Annotated in this window: 13 protein-coding genes; 5 read left to right on the top strand and 8 right to left on the bottom strand. The window is 41.2% G+C overall.

Annotated features, from left to right (window positions below; translation table 11 throughout):
* Positions 1 to 8: 8 nt before the first annotated feature.
* The 4 genes from speB to speD are packed head-to-tail and all read right to left on the bottom strand — an operon-like array spanning position 9 to position 3,999.
* Positions 9 to 869 (bottom strand): agmatinase, encoded by an 861-nt coding sequence (gene speB, locus GD002_RS07400; RefSeq protein WP_153731708.1) that lies wholly within the window; start codon positions 867 to 869, stop codon positions 9 to 11.
* A complete protein-coding gene (speE, locus tag GD002_RS07405) occupies positions 859 to 1,710 on the bottom strand; it encodes a polyamine aminopropyltransferase (protein WP_153731709.1) in 852 nt (283 codons plus the stop codon). The genes speB and speE overlap by 11 nt, the downstream gene beginning before the upstream one ends.
* Positions 1,710 to 3,182: an aminotransferase class I/II-fold pyridoxal phosphate-dependent enzyme gene (locus GD002_RS07410; protein ID WP_408020083.1), complete on the bottom strand. Its 1,473-nt coding sequence runs from the start codon at positions 3,180 to 3,182 to the stop codon at positions 1,710 to 1,712. The genes speE and GD002_RS07410 overlap by 1 nt, the downstream gene beginning before the upstream one ends.
* The gene (gene speD, locus GD002_RS07415) at positions 3,175 to 3,999 is read right to left on the bottom strand and encodes an adenosylmethionine decarboxylase (protein WP_153731711.1); all 825 of its coding nucleotides are present in this window, start codon (positions 3,997 to 3,999) and stop codon (positions 3,175 to 3,177) included. Before speD ends, GD002_RS07410 begins: the two co-directional genes overlap by 8 nt.
* A 384-nt stretch (positions 4,000 to 4,383) precedes the next feature.
* Between speD and GD002_RS07420 the strand changes: the two genes are divergently transcribed.
* Together GD002_RS07420 and GD002_RS07425 are read left to right on the top strand one after the other, a co-directional pair.
* Positions 4,384 to 4,791 carry a PaaI family thioesterase gene (locus GD002_RS07420; protein ID WP_153731712.1) on the top strand — a complete coding sequence of 136 codons (408 nt, stop codon included), beginning with the start codon at positions 4,384 to 4,386 and terminating at the stop codon, positions 4,789 to 4,791.
* 61 nt (positions 4,792 to 4,852) lie between these two features.
* The gene (locus tag GD002_RS07425; RefSeq protein WP_153731713.1) at positions 4,853 to 5,743 is read left to right on the top strand and encodes a DMT family transporter; all 891 of its coding nucleotides are present in this window, start codon (positions 4,853 to 4,855) and stop codon (positions 5,741 to 5,743) included.
* Positions 5,744 to 5,782: 39 nt separating this feature from the next.
* On the opposite strand, the gene GD002_RS07430 is transcribed toward GD002_RS07425, so the two are convergent.
* On the bottom strand, positions 5,783 to 5,947 hold the full coding sequence (locus tag GD002_RS07430; protein WP_408020082.1) for a DUF1540 domain-containing protein: 165 nt from the start codon (positions 5,945 to 5,947) through the stop codon (positions 5,783 to 5,785).
* Between the two features lie 417 nt (positions 5,948 to 6,364).
* Between GD002_RS07430 and solA the strand changes: the two genes are divergently transcribed.
* Entirely contained in the window at positions 6,365 to 7,354 is a 990-nt protein-coding gene (gene solA / locus GD002_RS07435; protein WP_153731715.1) for an N-methyl-L-tryptophan oxidase, read from the top strand.
* An 814-nt stretch (positions 7,355 to 8,168) separates the two neighbouring features.
* On the opposite strand, the gene GD002_RS07440 is transcribed toward solA, so the two are convergent.
* The 3 genes from GD002_RS07440 to GD002_RS07450 all read right to left on the bottom strand — a co-directional run bounded on the left by GD002_RS07440 (position 8,169) and on the right by GD002_RS07450 (position 11,690).
* Positions 8,169 to 9,902: an AAA family ATPase gene (locus GD002_RS07440; protein WP_153731716.1), complete on the bottom strand. Its 1,734-nt coding sequence runs from the start codon at positions 9,900 to 9,902 to the stop codon at positions 8,169 to 8,171.
* A 185-nt stretch (positions 9,903 to 10,087) separates the two neighbouring features.
* The gene (locus tag GD002_RS07445; protein WP_153731717.1) at positions 10,088 to 10,627 is read right to left on the bottom strand and encodes a GDYXXLXY domain-containing protein; all 540 of its coding nucleotides are present in this window, start codon (positions 10,625 to 10,627) and stop codon (positions 10,088 to 10,090) included.
* Entirely contained in the window at positions 10,617 to 11,690 is a 1,074-nt protein-coding gene (locus tag GD002_RS07450; protein ID WP_194841505.1) for a DUF2157 domain-containing protein, read from the bottom strand. The genes GD002_RS07445 and GD002_RS07450 overlap by 11 nt, the downstream gene beginning before the upstream one ends.
* A gap of 407 nt (positions 11,691 to 12,097) precedes the next feature.
* On the opposite strand from GD002_RS07450, the gene GD002_RS07455 reads away from it, so the two are divergent.
* Positions 12,098 to 13,918 (top strand): assimilatory sulfite reductase (NADPH) flavoprotein subunit, encoded by a 1,821-nt coding sequence (locus GD002_RS07455; protein WP_194841506.1) that lies wholly within the window; start codon positions 12,098 to 12,100, stop codon positions 13,916 to 13,918.
* Between the two features lie 31 nt (positions 13,919 to 13,949).
* Entirely contained in the window at positions 13,950 to 15,677 is a 1,728-nt protein-coding gene (gene cysI / locus GD002_RS07460; protein ID WP_153731720.1) for an assimilatory sulfite reductase (NADPH) hemoprotein subunit, read from the top strand.
* Positions 15,678 to 15,908 lie beyond the last annotated feature (231 nt).

The following is a 15,908-nucleotide window of genomic DNA, read 5'->3' on the forward strand; positions in this document are numbered from 1 at the left end:
CCACCAATTTATGAATTTTTGTTAATTGCGATTGCTAATTCCCGTAATACTTTACATGCAACAGCAGTCGAAACACCGCTTTGATCGTAAACAGGAGATAGTTCATTGACATCACAAGCTACGATATTCAAACCACTGACAGTCAAAATAGCTTGCAGAAGGTCTAGGAAACTGACGCCTCCCGCTTCCGGTGTGCCTGTTCCGGGGAAGACGGAAGGATCAAGCACGTCCAAGTCGATTGTCAAATAGACAGGCTTTCCTTGTAACTTATCTACCGTATCTTCGAGTCCGTCAAAATTGAATTTATTCATGAAGACATGTTGTTTATTAGCCCATTCAAATTCGGGACGATCACCAGAACGAATTCCATACTGATAAATTTTGCCGTCTCCTAGTAGATCCCAAATTCTTCGGATTACAGTTGCGTGAGATAAACGCTGATCCAAATAATCTTCACGCAAATCTGTATGCGCATCAAACTGGATGACATGCAAATCAGGATATTTTTTGGCTACAGCACGGACAGCGCCCAATGTAACGAGATGCTCTCCACCGATCATACAAGGGATTTTGTTATCGGTTAAAATTTGCGCAGTGAACTGCTCGATTTGTTCTAATGCTCGTTCTGTATTGCCGAAGCTAAGTTCCAAGTCACCACCGTCGAATAGAGAATAATCTGTGAGATCAGCATCTTGATAGGGGCTATATGTTTCAAGTCCAAATGATTCGCTACGCATTACTTTACTAGCAAAACGTGTGCCAGGTCTAAATGACGTGGTGGAATCGAACGGTGCACCGAAGATGACTAAGGAAGATTCTTCATAGTCAGCTTCAAAGCCTAGAAACGTTTCAATATTTTTATTTAGCATGGATCAGTAGCTCCTTTACATAGTTCGGCAACGCAAACGAGCCGACATGCAATTTGGTATTATAATATTTCGTTTTCAGATCAAGTGCATTCCAAGTGTCTGCATGCAAATCCTCAATTGGGTCGTACTTCTTGGAAGCAAAACCAAATAACCAGTGACCTGATGGATAAGTTGGAATATGAGCTTGATAGACTTTAGAGATAGGGAAGAATCCCATAATACTTTTGTGTGCTCGTTGCATTCCACGTGCATCTTCTGCATAGAAAGGACTTTCGTGTTGATTCACTAATATCCCTTTTTCATTTAGCGCCTTGTAGCAATTGCCGTAAAACTCTTTTGTGAAGAGACCTTCGCCGGGGCCGAATGGATCCGTTGAATCAACTATGATCAAATCATATGCATTTTCTTGTTGACGGACGAACTTTAATCCATCTTCAAAAAATAAGTTCACCCGAGGATCGGTAAGCTGGGAGGCAGTCTGTGGTAAATATTTTTGACACACTTCCACTACTTGCTGATCGATTTCTACCATATCTATTTGTTTAATCGTTGAGTATCTAGTAAGCTCACGTACAGTTCCACCGTCACCGGCGCCAATTACTAGCACTTTTTCAATAGCAGGGTGGGTAGCCATCGGAACATGAACAATCATATCGTGGTAAATGAATTCGTCTTTTTCCGTTACCATAATATAACCATCTAGTGTTAAGATTTTCCCGAATTCAGTTGTTTGAAACACATCGATTTTTTGAAATTCGCTCGTTGCTGTATATAAATGTTCTTCCACGCGAATAGAAAAGCGAGCATGTGGTGAATGATCTTCGGTATACCATAGATTCATCAGTCCGCCTCCTTCACTACATTAAGATTCTCCACTTGTTGATCTTCTGTGCCAGTTAAGAAACAACCCTTGTCCTTACAATACTCGATATAGTCAATGATCTCTTGTGTCACACGCTCACCTGGAGCCACGATCGGTATGCCAGGAGGGTAACACATGACAAACTCACTGGCAATGCGATTGATAGAGTTTCCTAATGGCATCGTTTCTTTTGGAGCATAAAACGCTTGTTGGGGTGTCTGAACGATTTCGGGATTGATATATTCGTGATCAAATAGTGAACTTGGATCTTTTTTATAGCGACGCTTGATTTCAGCTAATGCAGCCACCAGACGTTCTAAATCGAGTGTTCGATCACCAACCGAAATATAAGCTAAAATGTTCGCTAAATCCCCGAATTCAATTTGGATATCATATTCATCACGTAGAATATCGTAGACCTCAATACCAGCGAGCCCTGTTTGTCTCGTATGGATTGAAAGCTTAGATACATCAAAATCATAGATGGTATCACCGTTAATCAATTCTTTTGAATACGCATAATAGCCATCAATTTTATTGATTTCTTCGCGCGTATACTGTGCCATCTTGATCACTTTATTGAAGATATCCTGCCCGTGTAATGCTAGGTTTTTACGTGAAATATCAAGTGATGACATAAGCAAATAAGAGCCACTTGTTGTTTGCGTTAAATTAATAATTTGGCGTGTGTACCCTTCACTTACTTCATTATTTATTAATAAAAATGAGCTTTGCGTCAGTGACCCACCAGATTTATGCATACTGACAGAGGCCATGTCGGCACCGACAGACATAGCAGAAGCAGGCAATTGGTCATTGAAATAAAAGTGAGTGCCGTGTGCTTCGTCTACTAAAACGAGCATGTCATGAGCATGGGCAAGTTCTGTAATTGCCTGTAGATTAGAACAGATACCATAATATGTCGGATTGTTGATGAGAATCGCTTTAGCATCTGGATGATCTAAAATCGCCTGCTTCACATCCTCCACTGCCATACCAAGTGGAATACCTAGTTCCTGCTGTACACCTGGATTGACGTAAACCGGAACAGCACCGCTTAAAATTAATGCATTGATCGCACTGCGATGCACATTGCGCGGCATGATGATTTTCTCACCTGCTTTACAGGCCGTCATGACCATCGCTTGAACTGCGGACGTTGTACCATTGACCAATAAAAAGGCGTGCTTGGCACCGAATGCTTCGGCAGCCAGCTCTTCTGCTTCACGTATGACGGATACTGGATGGCATAAGTTGTCTAGTGGCTTCATGGAGTTCACATCATTGCCAAGACATGCTTCACCAAGAAACGCGGCAAGTTCCGGATTACCTCGTCCGCGTTTATGTCCTGGGACGTCAAAAGGAACGACACGAGCTGCTTGATACTGTTGCAATGCTTCCATAATGGGAACGCGATGTTGTGATAGTGTCAATGTTCTCTCCTCATTCATTGTCATATACGTTGGAACCGCTGAAAATTTCAATCATCTCTTTACGTAAATTATGAGAGATTTGAAGCCGTTCTTTCGGTGGAAGTTCAGAAACATCCTTATTAAATAGGTAATCTTGCAAATCGATTTCCTTGATGAGCATCTTCGTATGAAAAATATTCGCTTGATACACATTGACGTCAATGGCATCATATTTTTCCAATGTTTTTTGATCAATGAAATCTTGAATGGATCTCATGTAATGATCCATAAATAGTTTCTTGCCGTCCACGGAACGTGTAAAACCACGTACTCTGTAATCGGCTGTGATAATATCCGAATCAAAACTTCCAATTAAATAGTCCAATGCCTTCAACGGAGATATTTCTCCGCAGGTGGAAACGTCAATATCTACCCGGAAAGTCGCAATCGAGTTGTCTGGGTGATACTCAGGATAAGTGTGGACAGTCACATGGCTCTTATCTAAGTGGCTAACGACTGAATCTTTATCAGGAGGGAAAGGAATCGCTCCTTGATTACAAGAAGGGTCAATCTGAGAGGCGGGGAATTTCTCCTCCGAAATCATCAACGTGACACTCGCTCCTTGTGGGTCGTAGTCTTGCTTGCTGACATTCAGTACATGGGCTCCGATCATCTCGGTAACGTCGTACAAAATCTTGGTCAATCGATCCGAATTATATTGCTCATCAATATAGGCGATATACTCACTTTGCTCCCGTCTACTTTTCGCATAGCTCACATCATAGATGTTAAAGCTAAGAGTTTTGGTGAGGTTGTTAAAGCCGTAGAGCTTCAGCTTATTTTCCAACCCTAACATCAGTCCTTCCTATTCTTTTTGGATATCTATGACCGCATAAAAAAATCCCTCCCCAATCTACATGCAACTCACAAACATGACAGATTGGAGAGAGACCTTTACTCTGTTCGCTTGTATATAAAAGACGATGTACGTATAGAGGATGATCTCTAGTCTATTACATAGCAGGTGATGGGATTTGTGAATTGATCACAGGGCTACTCTTCCTAAATTAAAAAAACTTATGAAATTGGTTTCATTATAAAGGAAATCAACAGAAAATCAAACCTTTTTTCATGAAAAAAATATGTCGAAATTTTGCGTGTCTGGAAAACTAAAAATTGTGGTAATAACATCATTACGATATGGTATAAGTATACATCTAATTCACATGGAGGGAATCGAATGAACGACACAACAATTGAGTATTTAGAAAAAGTACGACAGGATTTTGAGACAAGTCCGTTTTGGAAATTTGCTGGTTTACAAACGAGAAAGTTGCAAGAAGGCGATGTGGAATTATATTTGCCGTATCGTCCAGAGTATGATAATGTGCGCGGTACTATTCATGGTGGGATGTACATGTCTATTTTAGATACCACGATGGGAATGTTATGCCGCTCCATCGGTTCAGACGATGTGATGACGATTCAAATGGCAACACAATTTTTGAAACCGGTAGTGCAGGAAGCCGTCTATTCTAAAGCTGCCGTGATCAATCGTAGCCGTAGCACAGCATTAGTTGAAGGGAAATTGTTTAATGAAAACGATGAATTAGTCGCACATTGTACAGCTACTTTCAAGTTGAAATGATTTCTTTTGAGTAATTACGTTCTATTTGCGCAAAATAGTAAGTAGTAAGGTAGGTTCATTTATGAATAAAAAAGCATTGTATTTAGGATTATTTACAGTTGTCGCGTGGGGATCGAGTTTCGCGGCGATACGGGTCAGCTTGTTGGGAGGCTATTCTCCAGGACATCTAGTGTTAACACGCTTTATGGTTGCTTCGCTAGTCTTTATCCTTTATGCACTTTGGCCTGGAACGAAAATCCGTCTTCCAGCGCGGCAAGATGTATGGAAAATTTTACTGTTAGGCTGGACAGGTATTAGTATTTATCATTTCGGTTTGACGTATGGGGAACAAACAGTTTCAGCCGGTACTGCAGGACTCTTCATTGCCACCGTCCCAATTTTCACATCGATTATTGCGGTTATCTTTTTAAGTGAAAAAATCAGTCCGCTTGGCTGGATCGGCATGGCGATTGGTTTGGCAGGTGTTGCTTTGATCACAATTGGAAGTGCAGAAGGTACAGTGGAAGTTTCTGTAGGCGCTTGGTTCATTTTAGCTGCAGTCATTGCGACATCTATTTTCTTTGTATTCCAAAAGCCATTATTTAAACGCTATACACCAATTGAATTGACAGCATACTTTACATGGGCTGGTACATTGCCATTTCTATATTTCACCCCAGGCTTGCTGAATGAAATCCAAGGCGCCACAATGGAAGCGACATTATCGACAGTTTATATGGGGGTAATTCCTGCAACGATAGCGTATGTGACGTGGTCGACAGCATTATCGATAGCAGACGCAGGAGCGGTTTCCAGTCTTCTTTATATAGAACCCGTCGTAGCAATTCTCATTGCTTGGGTGTGGCTACAAGAGTTACCGAGTGGCTTATCTACAATTGGCGGGCTCATTGCGATCCTCAGTGTCATTGCCGTTAATTGGCAATCGATGCGCAAACGTCCTGCATTGCAATAAAAACAGCCAAGCAAGGAGGCTTGGCTGCTACTCATTGGATCATCCTTTTGGTTGGAACGTTTCACAATCTGTTTCGGCTGAGTCTTTTGCCTTCTTACCTTTTCTTGTGACTACTTTTATTGCTTCTGCACCACACTGATTGCCTGCTTCCCAAAAGTGACAGTTTGTAACTTCACATAATACGTCTTTTGCCAATTGACCCACCTCCTTTTCTATACGATGCTCAGAAATATTAAATTCATACCGGAGACAAAAGAGGAATTTTACATTATAAGTTTGGAGGAGAGTATATGGTTACTGTACAAGATATCGCGACACCGCGAATACAAAATTATCTTGAGTTTGAGCGTGATCCCATTGCTTTTTTTTAGACGAGTTTAGCCTCGGAAGTCTTTCGAAACATACGCTTTATAAAAGATAAACAAAATGGGATGCCTCATAAAGGTGTTTTTTTCTGAAGGGAAGAGGGATTTATCATTGAGATGGTAAAGTATTTAACTTATGCTAAACTAAATCAAGTTAGTATAATTGTCAATTTTTAGAATGTTAGGAGAAAGAGGATTTGAACCGATACAAAGTACTTTAATTTTAGAGAGATTTATTTACGAGGAGGAACGTATTATGCATTATGATGTAATTGTAATCGGAGCAGGTTCGATGGGGATGGCAGCAGGTTATTTTCTATCAAAGAGTGGGAAAAAAACTTTATTAATAGATTCTTTTAACCCGCCTCACAACCAAGGAAGTCATCACGGTGACACGAGAATCATTCGACATGCGTATGGCGAAGGTGAAAAATACGTTCCTTTGGCACTTAAGGCTCAAGAATTATGGAACGACTTAGAGAAAATATCAGGAAGACAATTATTTTCCCCCACAGGGGTTCTAAACGTGGGGAGTGAAGAAGCGGATTTTATCAAGAATATCATTTCAAGTTCAAAAACCTATTCATTGCCACTTGAGATTTTAGATTCAATTGAAGTGAATAAGCGTTGGCCAGGCATCACTTTACCTGAAAAGTACATTGGTTGTTTTGAACCAGCATCGGGAGTGTTGAAATGTGAGGAATGCATAGAAGCCTATCGAGAACTTGCAGAGCAACATGGTGCTACCATTTTAACCAATAGTAAAGTGGAAGAATTATCGGTTTATGATAAAAGAGTGACCGTTAAAACTACTGATCAAACATTTTATTCTGATGCTTTAGTGGTTTCAGCAGGCGCATGGTCAGGGAGTCTCCTTTCCATGTTAGGTTTAAATCTTCCTTTAAATCCAGTAAGAAAAACATTTGCTTGGTTTGATGTCAATGAAGATTTGTATAATCATAAGGATTTTCCAGCCTTTTCGTTTGAGACATCCCAAGGACAATATTATGGTTTTCCAAGCATCGATAGTTCCGGATTAAAGGTAGGGCGACATGATGGAGGAGAAACAATCAATCTAAATGACTCTCTCCTGAAATTTGGTGAATTAGATAAGGACGAGACGGATTTAAGAAACTTTTTACAACACTACATGCCTTCAACAAAACAATTTAAGTATGGAAAAACTTGTATGTATACGATGACCCCTGATGAAGATTTCATTATCGATTTGCAAAAACCTCTTTAACGAAACCGGAATAAAGTTTGGAGTCTTCAGACATGTAGGTAATGGACTGGGAAACTAACTAGACTATTATAATAACAAATGAGTCTGACTCACTTTGCCTGTACTTTATACAAAGATTCAAGGATTTGAGTACGATTGCGCTGATTAGTTTTGGTGAAACTGCATTCATCAAATGGGGGCATAATGAAAAGTACTGCTGGAAAATGATCATACTTTAATATAATGGATAGGTTCAGAACACTGACAAAAGAATAAAGACTGCTATAAACATACATAATATACTTAAGCTTAAAATCCATTCTAAAAAATTAACTAAACTGAAAAAATAAATGTCACTGTATAAATGAATATTCGCTTATTCTTAAATTCCTCTTCTTCCTTTTTCAATACTTTCTTACACACAGAGTATCCTATTGGGATCAAAAGAATTCCAATTTACATTTCTATTATGCCAATATTTATCGGATTCATTAATTAGTTCTCCCTAACAAGATAAAACAGCGATCATCTATATGATGATCGCTGCAGACTGTAGACAAAAGAAAAGTAAGTGGGAAGAATACCGTTGATCTACATTCCAGGCGGACGCGTTCCGCGGGCATGGCTTCAGCCTCCTCGTCGCTACGCTCCTGCGGGGTCTTCAGCTCATGCTATTCCCGCAGGAGTCGCCGCCTTCCACTACGATCAACTAGCGCATTTCCTTGATTTTAGTAAGTTGGTCATCTATCTAGAAAAAAATAACAGACAGCCTACAGATTAGTTTGTCTACAAGCGGCAGCGATCATCTATACGATGATCGCTGTTTTAATTGATTTCAGATAAACACCACTGCTTCTTTAGGCGTCGGCAAATCGACAATTCGCTGTACCTCTTCGCCTTCAAGTGTTTCTTCTTTATATAGCGCATTGACTAGCTCTTCAAATTGATAGGCATGGTCTTTGATCAACGTTTCGGTCTTCTCTGCAGCTTGATTAAATAGCATCTGCATTTTTTCTTCTTTTTCGGCTTTATTGAAGATCAATGAAAACCCTTCTTGGAATAAACCGGTGTTCACCATACGTTCGAGAATATCTTTTGCTTGTTCAACGTCGCCACCTACACCGATACTGTGCTCACCTAAATATAATCGTTCTGCAATACCGCCTGCTAAGATCATGCTCACTTGATCGAGCAATTCACTGGCTGTTGATAAATGCAACTCTTTTTGAATAGGGGCCACATAACCAAGTGCCTGACCCCTTGGAATAATTGTCGCTTTCCTAACAGAACCAGGCTTCGTCAATGCAGCGATGATCGCGTGACCCGACTCGTGAATGGCCACTCGACGTTTAGTTTCTTGATCATTTAATGTACGTGCAGTATTTCCAAGAATTGTTCGATCAATCGCAAAATCTAGATCATGTTTTTCAATCAATTTACGACCTTCCCGAATTGCACGACGACTTGCTGTTTCGAATAACCCACTAATTTCGGCACCTGAAAAACCGGATGTGCTGTCAGCAAGCGAATCCAATGAAGCAGCCACATTGGGTGCCAATGTTTTCCCGTTAGTATGGATATCGATGATTTCTCGACGACCTTTCGTATCAGGTAATTGCACATTAAATGTGAAATCAATACGTCCTGGACGTAAGAACGCATCATCTAGCATATCTTTTCGGTTAGTTGCTGCGATGAATAATACACCATCATTGTCAGTGCCGCCATCTAATTGAACGAGCAGTTCGGTTAACGTTTTTTCCGATTCCTCTCCACCATGCTCTTTGCGTTTTCCTGCTAATGCATCCACTTCATCAATAAAGATGACAGCAGGACTCTGCTTTCGGGCATTCTGGAACAATGTGCGTACACGCGAAGCGCCAACTCCGACAAATAATTCAGTGAAAGCCGCACCGCTCGATGAATAGAAAGTAGCGCCTATTTCTTTCGCCATTGCTTGTGCCAGAAGCGTTTTACCTGTTCCAGGAGGTCCATATAGCAAAATGCCCTTAGGTAATTCAATCCCCATCTCTTTCGCGGCGTCCGGATTTTTGAAGATCTCTAACGTTTGCAAGATTTCATCTTTCATTTCCTGTGGAAGTCCACCGATATTGTCAAGGGTAATATCAGGAAGGGGTGTCGCCTTGGATGCCTGGTGTTTCATCCCAGAAGGTCCGATATTTAACTTTCCTTTTTTATGAAGAATGAACAACGTGATGAGTGCAGCTAGCACAAGCCCGCCGATCATCCATCCTCCAGCTGAATTGGATGTTTGATATTGATACGATATATTGTATTTTTGAACGAGGTCATCAACCAATGTACTTTGTGGACGGACCATCGTGACGTATGTTTGATTATCTATTGTAACGGATAATTTACCGTCAGCTGATTCATTGAGCAACAATGCGGTGCCTGATTGTTCAGCAATCAGTTTTTCCATCTCAGCAAAAGAGATTTCTTGCCCACCTGCTCCCTGTAAATAATTCCACGTGACTCCTGCAGCGATCGCCATGACAAAGAGGACTACGATTAGAATCTTAGATGCTAATTTGGATATAGGCTTCAAGGTCAGCTACAGCTCCTTTTCTAAGTTAGTAAAAGTATAATAAAAAATAGTAGTTTTGAACAGTATATTAGGCATAAAATTAGTTACAAATTAATTACAATATGAAAAAATACCTAGCAAGCTAGCATTTTTGACACTGGAATATAGTCGCAGCAAAAAAACAGCTACCAAAATTGGCAGCTGTTTTATTTCGGCATGATATCTTGTAAAATGGCATATCCATCATGGATCATCAGTTTAGCGACGAGTTGCCCTTCTCGTGACAGCTCCTCCAGCCGTTTACCTGTATTTTCAGGAACGTAAAAGCGGTCAGGAAGAAAATCGGCATAGTAAATGGTTTCTTGTCCAGGTAGGGTTTCAGCATAGCGATTCATTTGTCCTGTTAAAAATACCTCATCTTCAGGTTTATTCGCGGTGACCGTTTTGAGTCCGTATTTGCCCCCGTCTTCTTGTTGGAGCACTGCATAAACAGCTAATTCTCCATAGGTGTCATCTGAAAGTTCATGTAAAAGGTCCGGGTCAATATTCTGCTCCTTCACTTCTTCCACAGCAAATCGCAGACTGACGTAATCACCGTACAATAGATCGCGGGGATCGACAGGAATGGTTTCCAATAAAATCGGAGTCCCAACGTTTAGCGTCCACAACGGTTTCCATAACATCGATAATAGAAGGAGCATTGGAATAATGATCGCAATAAAAAACAGATTACGTTTATTCTTCATGACGATTCACCGTCTCCCGTCTCGACTTTTCAAACCAAAATCCAAACGCAATCAATAGTACTCCTCCGATGACGAAAAACAATGACTTAGGCATGAAATCGTAGGTAATATCTGTGTAGTAACGGTAGATCAATCCACAAGTAATCAAAATTGCAGGCAAGCTGTCTTGCTTCAATAGATAAATCAATAAAATAATCATTAGAGCCGTAAAAATATAAGGAGCGATTGCTTCTACTTGTAATTCTCTCCACATAAAAGGAAATGTTAGCATGATGCCCGTGATGCCGAATAGGATGGAACCAACCCACGAAGATTCCGTGCGGTAGTGCTTGATAGGAAATAATGCAAGGATCAGCCCAGCAACGAATACCAGAAGAATAGATAGCCATTCGTCAATGTGTAGTAATTCCAACGTATTGACGATAAACGCTACTGACAGCAAGATGGTCATGACAAAAAGTGAACTTTTCTTTCCTATTCTTTTTTCATTCATCCAAAACAAAATCGGAATGAAGAGAAGTAGCCAATACGGGCCAACACTTCCAAACTCGAAAGCTGTAAAACTATAAATGATTAAAAAAGCAGAAGCGAATATGGCAAGAAGTTGATCTTTTAAGTAATAGGCAAGAGGAAGAATCCCGATAGCCCATAATAGGAAATCTGTATAGACGGTGTGTTGCAAATGAAAACTTTGACCAATCAGAAAAATTCCAGCTCCATAGATGGCGGCACCGATATAATACATACTGCGAGAAGTTTTTTCATATGATGGTTCCAATTTGTATCCCGCACTATACGATAAGATAAATGCGATGATAATGAGACCGAATTTAGAAAATGGAGACAATCCATTCCAGTTACCCGCAATAAAACTTAAAATACCAATTCCCACTAAAATAGCTCCGAATACAAGCAAGATACGCACAAAATTTGTCGCACCTTTTGGCTCATAGAGTGCCAGTAAATCACTAGCTTCCTCTGAATCTAATTTTCCATTTTGTTGAAGAAAATCAAATTCCCTTTGTAAGAAGGCGTACTCTGTCTTGCTAATTTTTCTTTTCACCTTAACTCCTCCTTTCGGGTCTTTGTGTAGTAGACGCAATATATCGCGTGAAGTTACGTTTATAGTATCACTTATAGTTTTGAAGATCATAACAAATATTAGAAAATACATATATATCCTTAAAACGGGTGGCTTATTATTAAGTAAGGGATGTTTAACCGTAAGTAAAAATATTGCTTTCCAAGTGCTGAATAGTCGTTATTACATTAGTCGGCATATTCTATCCGCTTATAAAATCAAAAAGTCTGAATTCAACTTCATTATACTAAAAACCTACTTGACTAATAGGAATAATAATAATACAATGGAATCATCTTTTAGGATAGTTGTCATCATAGCCAGTCGGGGTGCTGTCGATGAAACGATGACAAAAGAGAATACTATGATAGTTTGCGAGGGTGATGAATGTGACATTACAAGTAACGAACAGTCCTTTTAGTGAAGAACAAGTGGAATTGCTGAATCGTTTGCTGCCTAATATTACGGAAGCGCAGCAAAATTGGCTGAGCGGGTATTTAACTGCGGTCAGTACAGCAACCTCGCCACTGATTGCGGCCGACGTAGCGGTATTGGATCGTCCTGCAGTGGAAGCACCGACTGTGGTGAAGGAAGTAACTATTCTTTATGGTTCTCAAACAGGCAATGGGCAAGGAATTGCGGAACAAGTGGCTGCGAAGTTGAAAGAACAATCGTTTGATGTGACGATCCAGTCAATGAGTGATTTCAAACCGAATACATTGAAAAAGCTTGAGCATTTGTTATTGGTTGTCAGCACACATGGAGAAGGTGATCCACCTGATACTGCGTTGCCGTTTTATGAATTTTTGCATGGGCGTCGTGCGCCAAAGTTGGATCATCTTCATTATTCCGTATTGGCACTTGGAGATAGCTCCTATGAATTTTTCTGTAAGACAGGAGCGGATTTTGATCAGAGATTAACAGAACTAGGTGCGACTCCATTGGCTCCGCGTGTAGATTGTGATTTAGATTATGACGAACCGGCCGCACAATGGTTAGCTGCAGTTGAAGTAGCATTGCAAATTCATACAGGGGGGCAGACTGCCACTAGTAGCGTAGCAGTTGAAAGTACTTCGTCCACTCCATATTCTCGAACTAATCCATTTCAGGCAGAAGTGTTAGAAAACATTAATTTGAATGGCCGTGGTTCCAATAAAGAGACTCGTCATTTGGAACTTTCATTGGAAGGTTCAGGTTTGCACTATGAGCCAGGGGATAGTTTGGGGATTTTTCCTGAAAATAATTCCGAGTTAGTCGATAAGATTATTAGTAGTGGTAGTTGGAATGCGGAAGAGACAGTGGAAATTAATTCGAAAGGCGAACGGCGGGCGCTGCGTGTAGCATTGTTGAATCATTTTGAGATCACTGTCCTCACGAAGCCATTGTTAGAGAAATTGTCGAATTACTCTGAATCGGAAAGCTTGAAACAACTTCTAACTTCAGACCGGGCTGATGAATTACGAACCTATATTGAAGGCCGTGACTTGTTTGACGCCTTAACTGATTTCGGACCTGTTTCAGCATCAGAGCAGCAACTAGTCAGCATCCTGCGTAAACTACCGGCTAGACTTTATTCCATTGCTAGCAGCTTGCAGGCCAATCCGGATGAAGTCCATTTGACTATCGGTGTGGTGCGCTATGAGACACACGGACGTACTAGACAAGGCGTATGTTCCGTCCAGTGTGCAGAACATCTACAGCCTGGTGATACACTGCCTGTCTATGTGCACAAGAATGAAAACTTCCGTCTTCCATCGAATTCTGAGACACCGATCATTATGATTGGACCAGGAACAGGAATCGCACCTTTCCGTTCATTCATTGAAGAACGAAGCGAGACAGGCGCAGAAGGAAAGTCTTGGCTGTTTTTTGGAGATCAGCATTATGTGACGGATTTTTATTATCAAACAGAATGGCAAAACTACGTGAAAGACGGCGTATTGACTCGCCTAGACGTGGCGTTTTCTAGAGATACCGAAGAAAAAGTGTATGTCCAACATCGCATGAAGGAATCAAGTCAAGAGCTTTATCAATGGATTGAAGATGGAGCGGTGATTTATGTCTGTGGAGATGAGCAAAATATGGCGAAGGATGTACATGCGACGTTGTTGGAAATACTTCAGCAAGAAGGCGGCAAGTCATTGGAAGAAGCCGAGCAATTCATGACGCAATTAATTCAGGAAAAGCGTTACCAGCGGGATGTGTATTAACGGAATTCAGTTCTGAAAGGAGAATGATGAAATGACTTCAACAACAAGACCTGTCCATATACAAGACGGACCACCGAGTGATGTAGAAGAAATTAAAATTGAAAGTGATTATTTACGAGGAAATCTAATTCAAACGATGAAGGATTCCATCAGTGCGGGGATTCCAGAAGACGATAACCGCCTAATGAAATTTCACGGTAGCTATTTGCAGGATGATCGAGATTTACGGACGGAGAGACAGCGACAAAAGCTTGAACCTGCCTATCAATTTATGATTCGGGTCCGGACACCGGGTGGTTTTGCGACACCGAAACAATGGTTGGTGATGGACGAACTGGCACATAAATATGGGAATGGTACATTGAAACTAACTACACGCCAAGCGTTTCAAATGCATGGGATTTTAAAGTGGAATATGAAGAAGAATATCCAAGAGATGAACGACGCGTTATTAGATTCGATTGCAGCTTGTGGAGATGTAAACCGTAATGTAATGTGTAGTCCAAATCCGAATGAATCCCCAGTCCATGAGGAAGTCTACGAATGGTCGAAGCGATTGAGTGAAGATTTACTGCCTCGGACGAACGCTTATCATGAGATCTGGCTAGATGGAGAAAAAGTGGTAGATAGCACAGAAGCTACAGAAGTAGAGCCAATCTACGGAGCCACCTATTTGCCAAGGAAATTCAAGATCGGGATTGCGGTTCCGCCAATGAATGACGTGGATGTATTCTCGCAGGATATCGGGTTGATTGCGATCGTAGAAAACGGTAAGCTGACTGGATTTAATGTGGCGGTAGGCGGTGGAATGGGAATGGCACATGGAGATGAGCAGACGTATCCGCAGCTTGCTCGCCTCATTGGCTATACACCAGCAGATCAAGTCGTTGAAGTAGCGAAGCAGTTGATGATGATTCAACGTGATCATGGAAATCGCTCTGTACGAAAATATGCACGATTTAAATATACGATTGATGCGCGTGGACTAGATTGGCTGATCACAGAGCTTCATCAGCGATTAGGATGGGAACTGGATGAAGTTCGTCCCTATCATTTTGATCATACTGGGGATCGTTACGGTTGGGTGGAAGCGTCAAACGGACATTGGAATTACACGTTTTTTGTGGAGAATGGCCGGATTCGGGATACAGAAGGCTATCAATTAATGACCGCATTGCGTGAAATTGCAGAAATCCATACAGGCGATTTCCGACTCAGTCCAAACCAAAACTTAGTACTTGGCGATGTGACGACTCCGAAGAAAAAGGAAATAGAGGAGATCATTGCTCGCTATGAATTGGAATCTGCTACTTCCCAGTCCGCATTGCGTCGCAATTCTATGGCTTGTGTAGCTTTGCCTACATGCGGCTTGGCCATGGCGGAAGCGGAACGTTACTTGCCTTCATTGATTACGAAGATTGAAGGTTTACTAGATGAAGCAGGGCTTGGAGATGAAGAAATCGTGACACGTATGACGGGGTGCCCGAATGGCTGTGCTCGCTCAGCGTTAGCAGAGATTGGCTTCATTGGAAAAGGACCAGGTAAGTATAATATGTACTTGGGTGGTGGCTTTGCTGGAGAACGACTGAGCAAAATCTATCGAGAAAATATTGGTGAGAAGGAAATTTTGGATGAGTTGCAGCCGATCCTGAATCGCTATGCAAAAGAACGGGAAACAGGTGAGCACTTCGGTGACTTTGTTATCCGTGCCGGGATTGTAGCAGCGACAACGGATGGTACGAACTTCCACACAGTGTAAGAGGGTAGATCCTGGGATAGAAGGTGCTATTTGAGAAGTCATTTGTAACTGACTTCTTAGATAGCCCTTTTTGTGTAGGATGAGCTATTTATTCATTTTAGGCTGTTTCTTCTAGATAGGAGAATGGCTCGGTGGGTGGCTAGTTTGGTTCGTTCCGTGCGATGTTTGGATCGGTGCGGCTAGGCTAATGCGCGGTCCAGAGAATTTTGGATCGGTTAGGAGGCACTTTAG

The organism is Sporosarcina obsidiansis (assembly GCF_009651005.1).
GTDB classification, from domain to species: Bacteria; Bacillota; Bacilli; order Bacillales_A; family Planococcaceae; genus Sporosarcina; species Sporosarcina obsidiansis.